Source organism: Algisphaera agarilytica, assembly GCF_014207595.1.
GTDB lineage: Bacteria > Planctomycetota > Phycisphaerae > Phycisphaerales > Phycisphaeraceae > Algisphaera > Algisphaera agarilytica.
Genome location: NZ_JACHGY010000001.1, coordinates 473,965 through 488,789 on the forward strand (window position 1 = coordinate 473,965; position 14,825 = coordinate 488,789).

Annotated in this window: 18 protein-coding genes; 7 read left to right on the forward strand and 11 right to left on the reverse strand. The window is 64.3% G+C overall.

Annotated features, from left to right (window positions below):
- Positions 1-161: 161 nt before the first annotated feature.
- Positions 162-680, forward strand: a complete 519-nt coding sequence (locus HNQ40_RS02025; protein WP_184675881.1) for a pilus assembly FimT family protein — start codon at positions 162-164, stop codon at positions 678-680.
- Between the two features lie 6 nt (positions 681-686).
- Here the strand turns inward: HNQ40_RS02025 and HNQ40_RS02030 are convergent, their stop codons facing one another.
- A complete protein-coding gene (locus tag HNQ40_RS02030) occupies positions 687-1,517 on the reverse strand; it encodes a fumarylacetoacetate hydrolase family protein (RefSeq protein ID WP_184675883.1) in 831 nt (276 codons plus the stop codon).
- Between the two features lie 167 nt (positions 1,518-1,684).
- Here HNQ40_RS02030 and accD point away from each other — a divergent pair, with 167 nt between their 5' ends.
- The 5 genes from accD to HNQ40_RS02055 all read left to right on the forward strand — a co-directional run bounded on the left by accD (position 1,685) and on the right by HNQ40_RS02055 (position 5,570).
- Positions 1,685-2,629, forward strand: coding sequence for an acetyl-CoA carboxylase, carboxyltransferase subunit beta (gene accD / locus HNQ40_RS02035; protein ID WP_315852759.1), 945 nt, complete (start codon positions 1,685-1,687; stop codon positions 2,627-2,629).
- Between the two features lie 300 nt (positions 2,630-2,929).
- Positions 2,930-3,130 carry a hypothetical protein gene (locus HNQ40_RS18025; protein WP_221435337.1) on the forward strand — a complete coding sequence of 67 codons (201 nt, stop codon included), beginning with the start codon at positions 2,930-2,932 and terminating at the stop codon, positions 3,128-3,130.
- On the forward strand, positions 3,130-3,528 hold the full coding sequence (locus HNQ40_RS02045; protein WP_184675885.1) for a VOC family protein: 399 nt from the start codon (positions 3,130-3,132) through the stop codon (positions 3,526-3,528). The genes HNQ40_RS18025 and HNQ40_RS02045 overlap by 1 nt, the downstream gene beginning before the upstream one ends.
- 140 nt (positions 3,529-3,668) lie before the next feature.
- Positions 3,669-4,934, forward strand: coding sequence for a peptidase MA family metallohydrolase (locus HNQ40_RS02050; protein WP_184675886.1), 1,266 nt, complete (start codon positions 3,669-3,671; stop codon positions 4,932-4,934).
- A gap of 39 nt (positions 4,935-4,973) precedes the next feature.
- Complete coding sequence (locus HNQ40_RS02055) at positions 4,974-5,570, forward strand: hypothetical protein (protein ID WP_184675888.1); 597 nt, start codon at positions 4,974-4,976, stop codon at positions 5,568-5,570.
- Between the two features lie 62 nt (positions 5,571-5,632).
- On the opposite strand, the gene HNQ40_RS02060 is transcribed toward HNQ40_RS02055, so the two are convergent.
- From HNQ40_RS02060 to HNQ40_RS02085, 6 genes are all read right to left on the reverse strand, one after another.
- Positions 5,633-6,337: a PIG-L family deacetylase gene (locus tag HNQ40_RS02060; protein WP_184675890.1), complete on the reverse strand. Its 705-nt coding sequence runs from the start codon at positions 6,335-6,337 to the stop codon at positions 5,633-5,635.
- A gap of 86 nt (positions 6,338-6,423) precedes the next feature.
- Positions 6,424-6,870, reverse strand: a complete 447-nt coding sequence (locus tag HNQ40_RS02065) for a hypothetical protein (protein ID WP_184675891.1) — start codon at positions 6,868-6,870, stop codon at positions 6,424-6,426.
- The gene (locus HNQ40_RS02070) at positions 6,867-8,156 is read right to left on the reverse strand and encodes a glycosyltransferase family 4 protein (protein WP_184675893.1); all 1,290 of its coding nucleotides are present in this window, start codon (positions 8,154-8,156) and stop codon (positions 6,867-6,869) included. The genes HNQ40_RS02065 and HNQ40_RS02070 overlap by 4 nt, the downstream gene beginning before the upstream one ends.
- 185 nt (positions 8,157-8,341) lie before the next feature.
- The gene (truA, locus tag HNQ40_RS02075; protein ID WP_184675894.1) at positions 8,342-9,187 is read right to left on the reverse strand and encodes a tRNA pseudouridine(38-40) synthase TruA; all 846 of its coding nucleotides are present in this window, start codon (positions 9,185-9,187) and stop codon (positions 8,342-8,344) included.
- A gap of 218 nt (positions 9,188-9,405) precedes the next feature.
- A complete protein-coding gene (locus tag HNQ40_RS02080; RefSeq protein ID WP_184675896.1) occupies positions 9,406-10,536 on the reverse strand; it encodes an Lrp/AsnC family transcriptional regulator in 1,131 nt (376 codons plus the stop codon).
- Between the two features lie 35 nt (positions 10,537-10,571).
- Positions 10,572-11,120 (reverse strand): flavin reductase family protein, encoded by a 549-nt coding sequence (locus tag HNQ40_RS02085; protein ID WP_184675898.1) that lies wholly within the window; start codon positions 11,118-11,120, stop codon positions 10,572-10,574.
- A gap of 79 nt (positions 11,121-11,199) precedes the next feature.
- On the opposite strand from HNQ40_RS02085, the gene HNQ40_RS02090 reads away from it, so the two are divergent.
- The gene (locus HNQ40_RS02090) at positions 11,200-11,847 is read left to right on the forward strand and encodes an HAD family hydrolase (RefSeq protein ID WP_184675900.1); all 648 of its coding nucleotides are present in this window, start codon (positions 11,200-11,202) and stop codon (positions 11,845-11,847) included.
- On the opposite strand, the gene HNQ40_RS02095 is transcribed toward HNQ40_RS02090, so the two are convergent.
- Genes HNQ40_RS02095 through HNQ40_RS02110 form a run of 4 tightly spaced genes read right to left on the reverse strand, consistent with a single transcriptional unit; the run spans position 11,836 to position 14,812 of the window.
- A complete protein-coding gene (locus tag HNQ40_RS02095) occupies positions 11,836-12,756 on the reverse strand; it encodes a 3-keto-disaccharide hydrolase (RefSeq protein WP_184675902.1) in 921 nt (306 codons plus the stop codon). The two genes, HNQ40_RS02090 and HNQ40_RS02095, sit on opposite strands and share 12 nt — an antisense overlap.
- 39 nt (positions 12,757-12,795) lie before the next feature.
- A complete protein-coding gene (locus tag HNQ40_RS02100) occupies positions 12,796-13,302 on the reverse strand; it encodes a hypothetical protein (protein ID WP_184675904.1) in 507 nt (168 codons plus the stop codon).
- Positions 13,303-13,337: 35 nt separating this feature from the next.
- On the reverse strand, positions 13,338-13,838 hold the full coding sequence (locus HNQ40_RS02105) for a YkgJ family cysteine cluster protein (protein ID WP_184675906.1): 501 nt from the start codon (positions 13,836-13,838) through the stop codon (positions 13,338-13,340).
- Positions 13,835-14,812, reverse strand: coding sequence for a histone deacetylase family protein (locus HNQ40_RS02110; RefSeq protein ID WP_184675908.1), 978 nt, complete (start codon positions 14,810-14,812; stop codon positions 13,835-13,837). The genes HNQ40_RS02105 and HNQ40_RS02110 overlap by 4 nt, the downstream gene beginning before the upstream one ends.
- Positions 14,813-14,825 lie beyond the last annotated feature (13 nt).

The window sequence follows — 14,825 nt, forward strand, 5'->3', positions numbered from 1 at the left end:
AGGATCCACGTGGTTTTTCAGCACAAACCCCTGCCCGCCCCGCGGATTGACGCCTCAAAACCCCGATCTGAGGGGGTTATCGGCCCGTTTCGCCCGATTTCCCGCGCGTTCCGGCCGCTCCACGCCAAACCCCCTGCGGGCATGTGTCGATGATTCAGTTGATGCATTGCGCTCGTCCAACCCGCCGATACGCCGGCTACACCATCGCGGAGATGCTCGTGATGGTGGCGGTGCTGTCGATCATCTCCGCCCTCGCGGTGCCGATGTTCCGCGGCCAGGACACCACGCAACTCCGCGAAGCCGCCAAGCTGCTCGCCGCCGACCTCGACGCGGCCAAGTTCGAGTCGATGACCCACGCCGACGACCTGCGCCTGGTTGTCTTCGACACGACCAACCACACCTACCACATCGCCGCGGCGTCCGACCCCACCACGCCGATCACCAACCCGGTGGACGGCCAGCCGTACCTCGTCGACTTCGGCGAAGGCCGAGCCTCGGCCCTGGGCATCGTCCAGATCCAGAGCGTCGACCTCGACGGCGACGACGAACTCGGCTTCGGGCTCTACGGCCAACTCGATCAGGCCACCACCGCCACCATCACCCTCGCCGCCAACGACGCCGAGCTCACCCTCACCCTCGACCCCGCCACGGGCGAGTCCGTCATCGGGCAAATTCAGTAGCCCCGCTCAGGCTTGCACGACCGGGTTGCGCAGCGTCCCGATCTTCTCGATCTCAACGGTCAACTCATCCCCCGGCATCACCCACACCGCGGGTTCACGCACAAAGCCCACGCCCGGCGGCGTGCCGGTCAGGATCAACGTGCCCGGCAAGAGCGTCGTGTCCCGACTCAGAAACGCAACGATCTCGGCGACCGAAAAGATCATGTCGCTGGTGTGGCTCGACTGCATCACCGTGTCGTTGAGCTTGCCGGTGATGGACAGCTGCTGCGGGTCGGCGATATCGCCGTCGCCCTCACCCTGCGTCACGATCACCGGGCCCAGCGGGCAGAACGAATCGAACCCCTTGCCGCGGACCCACTGACCGCCGCCGCCCTGCTTCTGCCACCGCCGGGCGGAGATGTCGCTGCCGCAGGTGTAGCCCAGGACGTAATCGAGCGCGTCGGCTTCGCTGACGTCCTTCGCGGGTTGGCCGTCTTTGGTACCCATGACGATCCCAAGCTCGGCCTCGCTGTCGACCTCGGGGCCCTTCATCTGCGAGGCGGGGATGACCACCGGGCTGCCGGGGTCGCAGAGCGTGGTCGTGGGCTTCATGAAGATCACCGGCCGCTCGGGGATCGGGGCCCCGGTCTCGGTGGCGTGCTCCCGGTAGTTCAGCCCGATGCAGAAGATGTTGGGTGGAGCGATCGGGGCGCGGCGTTGGGCGATCTCGACCACCTCGCCGGTGAGAGATTGTGGGTCGGGGAAGGCGGAATCGGCCAACAATTCGGCGGTTCCGTCGCCCCGGTCCTTCCCGTAGCGCAATCGGCCGTGGGGGTCAACAAATCGGGTCAGGTGCATCTTCGGTTTCTCCGGGGGCAAGGGTCCGGTATAATCGCCCAACTGGTATTGGGCCGCCAATCGTGCCCCGCCGGGACGGCCGACCGCCGTCGACTCTGCCCCGCCCTCGCCGAAGCCGCTGTGCTGATTGAGCTTGAGGGTCACCCGAGATTTCAAGGAGCCACCCTGTGGCCGACGACTCCGCCAAAACCCCTCGAGCCGCCGCCGCCTCGGCGGTCGAAGCCGCCAAAGCCGAAACCTCCGACAAAGACCTCCCGGTCAACGGCGACCGCCGCCGGACCTGGCAAGACATGACAAACGCCAACGGCGACCAACCCAAAGCCAACGTCCCGGCCGGCCTCTGGCTGCGCTGCCCCGCCTGCGCCGCTATGAGCTACCGCAAGCAGGTCGAAGCCAACCAGCACGTCTGCCCCGAATGCGACCACCACTACCGCATCGGTGCCGACCAGCGCATCAAGCTCCTGGTCGACCCCGGCAGCTTCGAGCCGCTCTGGGACAACCTCGGTCCCAAGGACACCCTCCAGTTCACCGACCGCAAGTCCTACAAAGACCGCATCGCCGCCGAGCAGAAGAAGACCGGCCACAAAGACGCGCTCGTCGCGGGCAAGGCCTTCATCAAGGGCCGCGGCGTCGTGCTCGCCGTGATGAACCCCGAGTTCATGATGGCGTCGATGGGCAGCGTCGTCGGCGAAAAGATCACCCGCGCCATCGAACTCGCCACCGAACTCGACCGCCCGGTCATCGTTGTTTGTGCGGGCGGCGGTGCCCGGATGCAGGAAGCCACCCTCGCGGTGTCGCAGATGATCAAGACCAGCGCCGCCCTGGCCCGTCACGACGACGCGGGCGGCCTCTACATCGCCCTGCTCACCGACCCGACCACCGGCGGCACCGCCGCGTCCTTCGCCATGCTCGGCGACCTCATCCTCGCCGAACCCAAAGCCCTCATCGGCTTCACCGGCGCCCGCGTCATCGCCAACACCGTCCGCCAGGAACTGCCCGAGGGCTTCCAACGCTCCGAGTTCCTCAAGGAAAAAGGCTTCGTCGACCGCGTCATCCACCGCCAAGACCTCCGCAGCGAGATCAGCCGGATCATCGACTACGCCGGGAAATGATGCTTTGGGTAGGGTGGGCACCGCCCACCGCCATCACCCAAAATCAATCTTGGTGGGCAGTGCTAACCCTACCTGACTTCAATCGAATATCGATATTCGTGGGGCCTTGGGATGCGTAAGCAGTACTACTTGCAGGAAAGCAACCAAGGCTTATTGGCGTGGGATGTTGATCGGCTGATCGATCTCACCTCGGGAATCTCGCCCGAGCTTATTTAGCTAAATGAGATACGCGAGTTTGATGAGTCCCACTGGTTCAACGACGAGGGCACCCGTCCCACCTGCCGCGAGATCGCCAAGCATATGCAGCTCACCCTCGATGCAGATATGAACTACCCCATCATCTTGTCGAACGACGGCCGTGTCATGTACGGAATGCATCGGGTGGTGAAAGCGCATCTTGAAGGTCGAAGTGCAATCCAAGCCGTCCGTCTGCCCGAAACGGTCACCCCCGATTTTGTGGGCGTTGCCGAAGCCGACCTGCCCTACGAGGAAGCCACCTGATGCCCAAACTCCTGACCAGCGCCACCGTACTCCTTGTCCGCGACGTCCACGCCTCGGCGGACTACTTCCGCGACTGCTGCGGGTTCAAGTACGACCGGTTCTGGGGTGAGCCGCCGAGCTTCTGCATGGTGTGGCGGGACCACCTCTGCCTGATGCTCAAGCAGACCGACCAGCACGACATGATCGTGCCGAACTGGAAGGTCGAGGAGAAGCTCTGGGACGCGTACTTCTGGGTCGACGATGCGGATGCGCTCTACGAAGAGTTCAAGGCCGCCGGGGCGAAGATGGACTACGGGCCGTGCGACCAGCCCTACGGCTGCCGGGAGTTCGGCATCCAGGACCTCGACGGCCACGACATCGCCTTCGGCCAGGACATGGACACCTCCGCCGCGGAGTGATCCGGATTACGACATACGGGATGCCCCGGAGATAAACCGGGGCGGGTGTTCCGGCTGTAACGGCTGACACCCGGCCGGTTTCAATTCACCGCCGTTTCACGCTGACCTGCCCCCGCACCCCCGACGATAGTGCTGGCAAGATGCGCCTCGGTTCTGTCTCCTCCATCCTGGTTATCGGAAGCCTCACCCTGGCGGGGGCGGCGGCCGGCCAACACAGCCCAACCACCCCGGCTTCCGAACGCAAGCGGATCGTGGCCGTGGGCAACCCGGCCGACGACCTGCAGGTCTTCGCGTCGCACCACTACCACATCCACACGAACCTCAGCCGTGAAGAGACGGTGCCGTTCGGCCGACACATGGACGCGGTGTTCAAGCAATACGAACGCCGCTTCGCCGACTACACCCAGCGCGACGCCGGGCTGATGCCGCTGTATTTGTTCCGCCACCAGGACGAATACCTCGACTTCATGAAGCACCACGGTATCGATGCCACCGGCAGCGGCGGGATGTTCTTCGTCACTCATTCCATCCGTGGCCTGGCCACCTGGGCCCACGGCCACAGCCGATCGCAGACCCTGCGCACCCTCCAACACGAAGGCTTCCACCAGTTCGCCTGGGACTACCTCGGCCCGAACCTGCCCACGTGGATGAACGAAGGCCTCGCCCAGTACTTCGAAGACGCGGTCATTCTCGAGCACGGCATGGAGCTGGGCCTGGGCGACCCCGACCGCATCGAACTCGTCCGCGATGCGTTGGAGTACAAGTGGGCGGTGGACATGGACGAGCTGCTGTCGCTGGACAACCGCCAATGGTCCGCGGCACTCCGTTCCAACGGCAGCCGATCCGAACTGCTCTACGCCCAGTCGTGGTCGATGGTCTACTACATGATCCACGGCGACGACGGACGCTACCTCGGCTCGTTCGAGGTCTACCTCCGTCTGCTCTCCGAAGGACACGCCCACGACAAAGCCTTCCGCTCGGCGTTCGGGTACGGGGCTTTGGATGGCATCGAGAAACGCTGGCGTGACTTCGCCCTGCAGCAACAGCCCGACCCGGTCAACGTCGCGGCCGAGCGTTTGGAGTTTCTGGGTTCGGCGCTCGCGTTCAAGGCCGAGCGCGACGAACGCATGCCCCGCAGCTTCAAGTCACTCCGCCACGACCTGCAGTCCCGCGGCTTCAAACTCACCCGCACCCACCACGGCCACCGCGAAGAGCTCAACGCCTCCGACGACCACCACTTCACCTACACCCGCCCCGGCGGCCAGGAATCCGAATTTCTCCTGCTCGAACCCGCGGGCTACGGCCTGCCCCCCCGCCTCGCCGCCCCCGGCCTCTCCCCCGAACCCATCCTCATGTGGGAACGCACCGACGACGGCGAACTGGTCTTCGATATCGAATACCGCTAACGCGCCGGCCCCCGGTACAATGAAGTAGAGGTATCCACGATGGCTGCTCCACTACTCGAAGCACTGGATCAATCGCGTCGCGGCCGGGCCTCGACCCGAGCGTTGACCATGGGCCAGTCGAAACAAAACCAACACGAGTCCGACCTGGCCGACGCGTTGCAGGACGCCGTCGCCATGTTCCGCGAGCTCAAGATCGGCTACGCCTTGATCGGCGGTCTCGCCGCGATGGTCCACGGACGATCCCGGTACACCGAAGACGTCGACTTCGTTGCCGAGCCCGGCCACGAAGACATCCTCGCCAAACACCCCGAGGTCATGAAACGCCATCGCTTCGACCCCGCCTGCACCTGGAAGCTGTACCACACCAGCGGCATCGACATCGACCTCTGGAAAGACGACCACGCTGCCTCCATCGTCAAACGGGCGGTACGCCGAAAGTTGGGCGATCGCTTTGCCAAGGTCGCCGAGGCCCACGATCTGATCGCGATGAAACTCCGGGCCGACCGCCCACAAGACGATTACGACATCGCGCAGATCGTCGAAGCGCAGAAGATCGATGCCGAGCGAATCAAGTCACTGGTCAATGCCTCACAGTTCAAACGATTCAAAACGATTGTCCAGCGCATTCAGCCGTAGGGTGGGCACCGCCCACCGCCTGGGTTTCAAACGTCTACACGGTGGGCGGTACCCACCCCACGTCACATCACCAACCCCTCCAACGAATTCAGCCCCAACGGCTCCTTCGTGAAGAACGGCTCGGCGTAGCGCGTGCCGATGCGGCTGCCAATGTAGCCGTTCATTTCACGCACGAATTCCACCACCCGGCGGTTCTTCTCGGGGATGACGAACTGCGTCTCGTAGGCCTTGATCGAATCAACCTTCAGGTCCATCTGCTCGGTGATGTCCAGGCAGAACGACGGGTTGGCGACCCAGCGCAGGTGCGTGCAGTAGTAATAGATCATCCACTTGGGGTAGATCGGCTCGCCGGGCAGGTCGGTCTTGGTCAGCTTCGCATCGAAGCGTGCGTCTTCGACGATGCGTGTCACCGCGCGGTGGTCGGGGTGGGCGTCTTCCTCGAACGGCAGGAAGATCATCTCGGCCTGGTGTTCACGGATGACGCCGGCCATGGCGTGGCGGGCTTCGAGGGTGTGTTGGACTTCGCGGTTCTTCAGGCCGAGCAGTCGGCGGGTCACCTTGCCGCCGTTCGCGGCCTGGCGGTTGAGCACCTCGAGCGCTGCATTCCATTCGATCTCGCGCTGCTCGACCGAGCCGTAGGGTGTGGGCTCGCCGTTGGTCATATCGAGGACGAGCACGTTGTGCCCTTGCGAAGCGAGACGGGCGATGGTGCCGCCCATGCCGAGTTCCTGGTCGTCGGGGTGCGGGCCGGTGACGATGATGTTCATGGCAGGTTCCGTGGAGGAAATGTTCCGCGCACACTTTAGCCCCGGGTCAATGACCCGGGGTGCCGCGGCCAACAATTAATTTGAAATCACTTGGGCCGTTCGAACTTCCACGGCTTGCTCCCGCACTCCGTGCAGGACGTGGGTGGGTTCGTGCGGACGTGTTCGTCGTTGGGATCGCCCATGAGTGCCTGACACTCCGGGCAGTAGAGGAACGTGCCGTCGTCGGCCATGTGCGCGACCACGAAGCGATTGAAGTCGGTCTTGTAGTTGCGTGATGCGGTCCACAGCGCCCCGCCGAACACCAGCACCCCGGCGACGAGCGACGCGGCCTGCACCAGCGGCAGCCCCTGCATATCGCCCACCCCCAGCCCGATCAGCATCGCCACCACGCCCGCCACGGCGATGATACGCAGCTTCATATCCCGCCGGTGGTACATGGCGTCGGCGTTCTGCTTCCACAGACCGTGGATTAGCTTGTGGGCCTGCTTCTTGTTCAGGCGGGGCGACGAGGTCAGGGCAGATGATTGGTTCATGGCGATCCGCTTCCGGGGCTCGGGGGTCCCGCGGAAGGTGGGGTCAACAATGTGTCGTAGAGCTCGAGCAGCTCGCGGTTCATCTTCGTGGCGCTGAAGTGATCCATCACGTGCTGCCGCCCCCGCTCAGCCAGCCGCGCAAGATACCCCGGATCGCCCAACAGGTCGAGTAGGGCTTGTCCGAGCATGGGCGAATTCCCTAAGGGAATCAACCGGCCCGTCTCGCCATCCTTGATCACCGACGGGATCCCCCCCACGTCGTACCCCACCACCGGCACCCCGCACAGCAACGCCTCGCACAGCGTCCGGCTCTGCCCCTCCTGATACGACGGCAACGCCATCACGTCCATCGCCGCCAAACACTCCGGCACCGACGACAACGGCACCAGCCCCGTCATCACCGTCTTGCCGAGCGCCATGCTCGGATGCTTTTCCAGCTCAGCCCGATGGAAGCCGTCGCCGACAAAGAACAACCAGACATCCCGCCCCCCGCCCCCGGAAGCGTTTTCCCGGAGCCTCGGCAACTGATCCAACAGATCGGCGTGCCCCTTGAGCGGGTCGAGCCGACCGACGTGACCCACAACCAACGCGTCCTGCGGGATGCCGTACTTCATCCGCACCGCGTCGCGTCGTTCGGGTCGCGGCGTAAACGCCTCGACATCAATCCCGCTGGGGATCACCGTGAACTTCTCGGCCGAAGCGATGTCCTTCTCGACGAACGCCTCGACCATCTCCGGCGTGATCGCGATCAAGTGATCGCATCGCTTCGCGGCGTACATCTCCAAACGGACGTAGAGGTTGTGGATGAACTTGGATTGCTCGTCGTGAAACGGGAGGCCGTGGACGGTGTGGATGACTTGCGGGCGAAATTCTCTCGGGTCGGGAGGCCTCAACCTCAACTTAATACCCTTCTTCCGGGCTTCTTCAAACCTGGCTTCACGAATAGGATTTCGACGCTCTTTCCAGGCAGCCGCCCTAACTAAAATCCCCGCCTTGCTGGAATGCGAATGCACAATATCCGGCCGAAGCTCGCGAACTAACTTCCGTACCGCTTGATAACACCGCCAATCGTTCAGCGGGCTCAACTCCCGCACCATCGGCTTGATCTCGTGCAGCGTCGCGCCGCTCGCCTTGGCTTCTTCGAGCAGCGAACCCTCGGGGCCGTGGATCGGGCCGTAGGCGAGGTGGACCTCGTGGCCCGCGTCGACCTGGGCCTTGCAGGACATCACCGTGTTCTGCTGCGCTCCGCCGAGGATGAGGCGGGTGATGACGTGGAGGATTCGCATGGGAGTGAGTTTACTGGGAGAGCGTTGAATCACGGAGGCTCAGAGACGCAAAGACGCGGAGGAATGCGATTATCAGAAAAGATAAAACCAACTCAACACACGCATTCATTCGCCAACAATCGATCACTTGTTTTCTTAGAGCCTTCGCGTCTCCGAGTCTCCGTGATGAAGGCCACGCCCAGAGACTAACCGTACTTCACCCACTCCAGACACAACCCGTTCGGCGGCAGCGTCGGCCCCGCGATCTGGCGGTTCTGGGTCACCAAAATCTCATCGATCCGCTCCGGGGGCATCCGGCCCATGCCGACATCCAGCAGCGTGCCCGCGACGATTCGGACCATGTTGTAGAGGAAGCCGCTGCCGGAAATAACCACGTGGATCTCACGTCCCGCCGAGGTGACGTGCGCCCCGTTGGGGAGGTCCGCATTGCTTAACGCCGTGGACTCGCCACTGCCCACCGAAAGTGGGTGTTCCTCGACATGGCAGTTGTGGATCGTGCGCACCGTCGTCGTTCGGCCGTGCGCCGCGGCGGCGAAGCCCTCGACGTCGTGTGTGCCGATGAGCCGCCTGGCCGCGTCCTGCATCGACGCGACGTCGATGTCGGCCCACTCGTGGTGGACCAGGTGCCGAATCCCCAGCGGGCGGTGGCGGGTGTTGTAGATGCGGTAGCGGTACTGCTTGTCGGTCGCGTCGCGGATCGCATCGAACTCATCGTGCACCACCTCGGCGTGACGCACATCGATGTCCTTGGGTAGCCTGCTGTTGATCGCCCGGCTCAGCCGTTCGACCGGGATCGTCGTGTCCGAACTGAAATGACAGACCTGCCCCACCGCGTGCACGCCCGTGTCCGTCCGGCTCGCCCCGAGCAGATCAAATACCTCCGACGGCTGCCGCAACACCTGCATCATCGCGGCTTCCAGCTCACCCTGCACCGTGCGCGGCCACTCCTGATCCGGCGGCTGCTGCTTCTGCCAGCCGTGGAAGGCGCTGCCGTCGTAGGCGACGGTGAGTTTGTAGCGACGGGTTTGCATTAGCTTGAAATGATACCGTTGGAATCGCTTGGCTCATCTTTATATGGCGATCGCCTACGCGGCGGGCGGCAGGGGATACCCCTGCACCCCAAAGGCAAAAACCCCATCTCTCGAACGCGTAAACGATATCGGGGTGTCGGGGCGGAGCCCTGACCGCCCGCCGCGCAGGCGATCGGCTTCAATAACCGAAATACACGAACTTACTCCGCGCAGCTGCGTCAGTTTTTCATCGCCTCAACATCCAACCCCCGCTCCTCGCACCACGCGCGGTACGCGATCGGGCTAATCTCGCTGGGTTTGATTTCGCTTTGGCCGCCCCAGAAGACGTTGGTGTAGCTGACGGGGATGCCGGCCTCTTCGAGGTGCTGGTCGATGGCGGCTTTGTGGGCCAGGACCTTGTCCTTCTCGGTGCCGTGGGAGACGCCCATGATGTTGACGTTGGAGAACTCCGGCCCGCCCTCGCGCCAGTAGGCGTGGGTCATGCAGAGGTGTCGGCCGACCTCTTGGCCGGCTTCGAGTTCCTTGCCTTCGGGCACACGCCAGTGGAACAGCGCGTTGAACTTGGTGACCCGGGCGCCGTCTTTGTGTTTCTTGACGTGTTCGAGGAACGTGCTGAATCGGCCGATGACGCGGCGCTGGTTGAGGCTCTCGGCGATCTCGCAGAAGTCGGCCAAACTCTCGCCCGCTTCCTCGGCCCGCGGGGCCCAGAGGTCTTCCTGCAATTCACTCGGCTCGAACTCACGCTTGAGCGCCATGAGCACCCGCCACTCGCGATCCGTCAGCTCGACGATTTTGGTGTCCAACACCCGGCCGGGCTCTTCGGTGCGGTCGCCGGGTTGCAGTTCCTTGCGACGTACGTGGCCGACGCCGAGCGCAAACAGCTTGTTCGCGGGCAGCAGCTTGAACGCCTCGGCCCCGGTTTGCTGGCAGAGGTATTCGCAGTGCTTCTCCATGCTGTAGGGCTTGGGCACCTTGAGCGTGGTCCAGAGCTTGTACTGGCTGCCGGGGGTTTCTTTGTCGGTGGTGCGGAGGACGACGTGGCCGGAGAACGGGTCTTCTTTGAACATGAAGTCGAAGGCCGAGAGCAGCTGCTTGGGCGGGACCTTCCAGGCGACAAGCGCGCCCGGCGCAAGGCTGGTCGCCAGCAGCGTCTGACGCACCCGGCGGATCGTGCCCGCTTCGAGCATCGCGCCGATGCGCTCGATGATCGTCTCCAGCGGGAGCTCGGCCGCCTCGGCGATCTGAGTCAGCGGGAAGCGGGTAAAGCCCTGCACGCGGTCTTCGGAGACCGCGAGGATCTGGGCGTTGATCGGATCATCGATGTTGGACGGGATCGTGGTGGCAGACATGCCCCAAGTTTAGCGGGTCGCCCCCCGGTGAGTATTCACTCGCCCGCGGCGGCGGTGCTGTCCGAGGGCTCGGGTTGGGCGGCGCCCGAGGTGTAGCACACGCGGGGGGTGCCGTCGCCCGAGCGGGCGGCGTGGACCTGGCCGACGAACAGGTCGTGGTCGCCCTCGACGTCCATGTGGCAGGACAACTCACACTCGAAGTACGCCAGCGACCCGGCCATGATCGGCACGTTGCCGAGCTTGCTGGGGTGCAGGTCAAAACCCAGGAACGGGTCGTCGCTGAGGTCGGAGTCCTGGGCGAACTTGCGGTGCATCAGGCGGTCGTCTTCGCCGAGCTGGCACAACGCGAACTTGCGCGACTCGCTGATGAGCGGCATGATGGGTTTGCCCTTGGCCACGGCGACACTGATCATCGGCGGCTGGGCACACACCTGCTGCACCCAGTGCACGAGCATGCCCGCTCGGCGGTCTTCGTGTTGCGCGGTGAGAACAAACTTGCCCGAAGGCACAAGACCCAACGCCGAGACAACCTCGGGGGTGGGCGCATCGGACGACGCGGACGAAGCAGCTTTACTCTGAGCCATGCGGACTCCAAAGGCCTAAAGAACCACAACAAAAGATAAGTGCTGGGGGGAGGTGACGCAATCACGTTACACTCCCGCCATGAAATTCGACGCGGTGATGTTTGATCTGGACGGCACGCTGGCCGATACGCTGCGTGACCTGGCCGAGGCGGGGAACCACGCGATGGCCGCCGTCGGCCGACCGGGCTACGAACTCGACCAGTACCGCACCCTCGTCGGGCAGGGCGTCGAACGCCTGATCCGCGATGCGCTGGGGCCCGACCACCAGGAACACTTTGAACCGGCTAGCGCGGCGTTCAAGGCCTACTACGCCGAGCACCGCTACGACTTCTGCGCCCCCTACCCCGGCATCGCGGAGCTACTCCACGCGTTGACCGCGCAAGGCCTGAAGCTCGCGGTCATGAGCAACAAGCCCGACGAAGCGACCGTAGACATGGTGCGGCGTGTGTTCGGCCGATGGGACTTCGACGCGGTACGCGGTCATCGCGAAGGCTACCCCGTGAAGCCCGACCCGAAGGCGGCACTCGAGATCGCGGCGGAACTCGGGATCGCGCCCGGACGCTGGGCCTACGTCGGCGACACCAACGTGGACATGTTCACCGGCAAGGCCGCGGGCTTCTTCACCGTCGGCGTGTCGTGGGGGTTACGCTCGGTCGAGGAGATGCGCGACGCAGGCGCCGATGCGATCATCCATCAACCCAGCGAACTCCTGCCGCTACTCGGCTGACGCGGGCTGGGCTTCTTTTATTGCTTCTTCGACCACCGGCGGGCCGTCGGCGAACGCCGCCGCGACGTTGGCGGGCAGGTCGTCTATGGTGATCGGCGTGACCGTCATGTTGCGGTAGTAGCACTCGGCCGCCTCGGACTGGATCTGGATCTGCCCGCGCACCAGCGGGTCGCCGTTGCCATCGACCGCGTCGTGCAGGACCAGCACGATCTCGCCGTTGGCCAGGTGCACCGCGTCGTTGCCAATCACGTAGAACTCCAGCGTGTTCCATTCGCCGTGCGGCGCATCGGGTTCGATGAAGGCGGAGGTGTATCCGGACGCGGTGTGGAACTCGGTGCTGTTGGGGTCGTAGCTCAGGCGTTTTTTGTTCAGCCAGGTCCCGCGCATCTGGGCCTTGGGCCCGGCGAGCGGGATGAAGTCGCCCAGGTCGGTTTCCTGGACCTGGTATTCGAGGCAGGACTTCCAGACGTTCCAGAACGAGCCGTGCTCACCGTAGCAGTGGTAGAGGATGCCGCTGTCGCGTTTCACGTGGAGGCGTGGCTCCCACTTCTGGTCGCCCCAGCGGAACTCGGTTTTGAAGTGGTAGTTCTCGAAGGAGTCGAGCGTGGTGAGCCCGCCGTAGATCTCGCCGGTGATCGCGAGGGTGGGCTGGCCGTCTTCCTCGATCATGGTGAAGACGTTTTTGACGTCGTTGTTCAGCCCCATGGGCTCGCCCTTGTGGACGTTGTCGCTCTGGAAGGTCCCTTCGGGCAGGCCTTCAACGGTGACATGGGGGATGCCCATCCAGACCTCCCACTGCGAGAGCTCCATGTCGAGCAACGAGACCGAGCGGTCTTCTTCATCAACGTAGGCGGCGGTTGAGCAGCCGGTGGCCATCACAACAAAGACAAGGCAGATCAAGCGAAGCATGGACGCCCCTTTCGAAAAACATGAAATGAAGCCAACGAATCACGCCCCGGCTTGTTCGAGCCCGGCGATCCAGTCCATGTAGCGGTACTCGATGCCGTGGGCCTGGTGCAGCGATTGTAGGCGGCCCAGGAAATCTTCGTACACATCCTGCTGCCACGCCTCGGTGCCCTGCTGACAGAAAAAGATGCGGCAGCCCAGCGGGCGGATCGCGTGGGTGCTGCACAACCCGTCGATCTGATACGGACACGCCCCGGGGTGCTCGGCGAATTGCGGCAGGCGGATCCCACCACACGGCTCATTCGTTTCGGCATCGCCCTCCGCCGCTGTGACCCCGCCCAGAAACCACGCGATCTCCAGCCCGGTGACATACAGCCGGTGCTCAAACTCGACAAATTTGCAGCACTTCCCGCTGCTCCAACACGTCGGCCCCTTCGCCGCGATCGTCGCGTCCAGCTCGGCGTACAACCCGCGCAACGCCACATCGACCTCGGCCCTCGCCGACGCCTCACGCCACCCCGCCCACAATCCTGATTCGGCATCGCGCATGACAGCACTCTACCTCATCCCGCAACACTCAAGCCTCAGAGCCCGTCGGGATTCTTCGCCAGCTCAATCCGGATGTCTTCGATCGGAACGAACTTGCCCCCCGTCTCATCGGGCAGTTTCATCCCCGGGCAGTCTTGCGCCGCCTCGGCCCACTGTCGCGGGCTCGCCAGGTTGCTGGCCCAGAACGGCCAAGTCCGGCACTGCGTCGGGCGGGTTTCGTAGATGCTGCACCGCCCCTTGCCCTGTGCGTCGCGCTCGAGGAACACACAGTCGTACTGCCCCTGGTACTTCACTTCGTCCAGCGTCCACTTGCCGAACTTGCGCTTGGCGTACCGCTGGTAGAACTCACGCTTGTCGACGCCGACCGCGTCGGCCATCGCCTGGGCCTCGTCGTCATCGAACCACACGTAGCCCGGAGCGCCGGTGCAGCAGTTGCCGCACTGGGTGCACGCAAAACTCAGGCCCGGGGCGTACCACTCCTGGGGCTCCGCCTCCGCGGTCGGTGAAGGATCCAAATTATCCGCTTCCGTGCTCATCCACCGAGTATATCGGTCCCACCGAGGCCCGACTCCATCAGCACGCTAACGTGTCCGCACACCCCCGTCGCCAGGGCGTCCAGGTCGTACCCCCCTTCCAGCACCGACACGATCCGCCCCTGGGCGTGCCGGTCGGCGAGGCCGCGCACCTTGCGGGTGATCTCGATGAAGCCGTCGGTGCTGAGCCGCATCCCGCCGAGCGGGTCGGCCGTGCCCGCGTCGAACCCCGCCGAGAACAAGACGAACTGCGGGGCGAACGCGTCGATCTTCGGCAGAATGGTCTGATCAAACGCCGCCCGGTAGGCCGTGTCGTCACTGCCCGGCGGGAGCGGGACGTTGAGGGTCGCGCCTTCGCCGTCGCCGATGCCGGTCTCGTGTTCGTAGCCGGTGCCGGGGTATTGGTGGTCGGGGTGTTCGTGGACGCTGACGAAGAGGATGTCGCCGCGGTGTTCGAGCAGGTGCTGGGTGCCGTTGCCGTGGTGGACGTCGAAGTCGACGATGGCGACACGCTCCAACCCGTGGTCCGTGATGAGCGACTCGGCGGCGAGTGCGACGTTGCCGAACAGGCAGAATCCCATCGAGCGGTCGCGCTCGGCGTGGTGGCCCGGCGGACGGATCGCACAGAACGCGTTGTCCACCTCGCCCCACATCACCGCCTCGGTCGCCCGCAGCACGCCGCCCGCCGCCAGCACCGCGATCTCGGCGCTGCCTTCGCTGATCGCCGAGTCGGGAACGTCGATGTACGGCAGCCCGGCGACACACGCGTCGTGCACCCGATCGATGTAGTCCTGCGGATGCAAGCGCTGGAGCTGCGTTGCCGTCGCGGGTTCAAACGCCAGGTGGTTTAGCTGAGCCCACAGGCCCGACGCCTGCAACGCCGACACGATCGCCCGCAACCGATCGGGCCGTTCGGGGTGGCCCGGCCCGGTGTCGTGTTCGAGGAAACGATCGTCGTAGATCAGGCCCGTGGTCATACCCGGTCAGGCT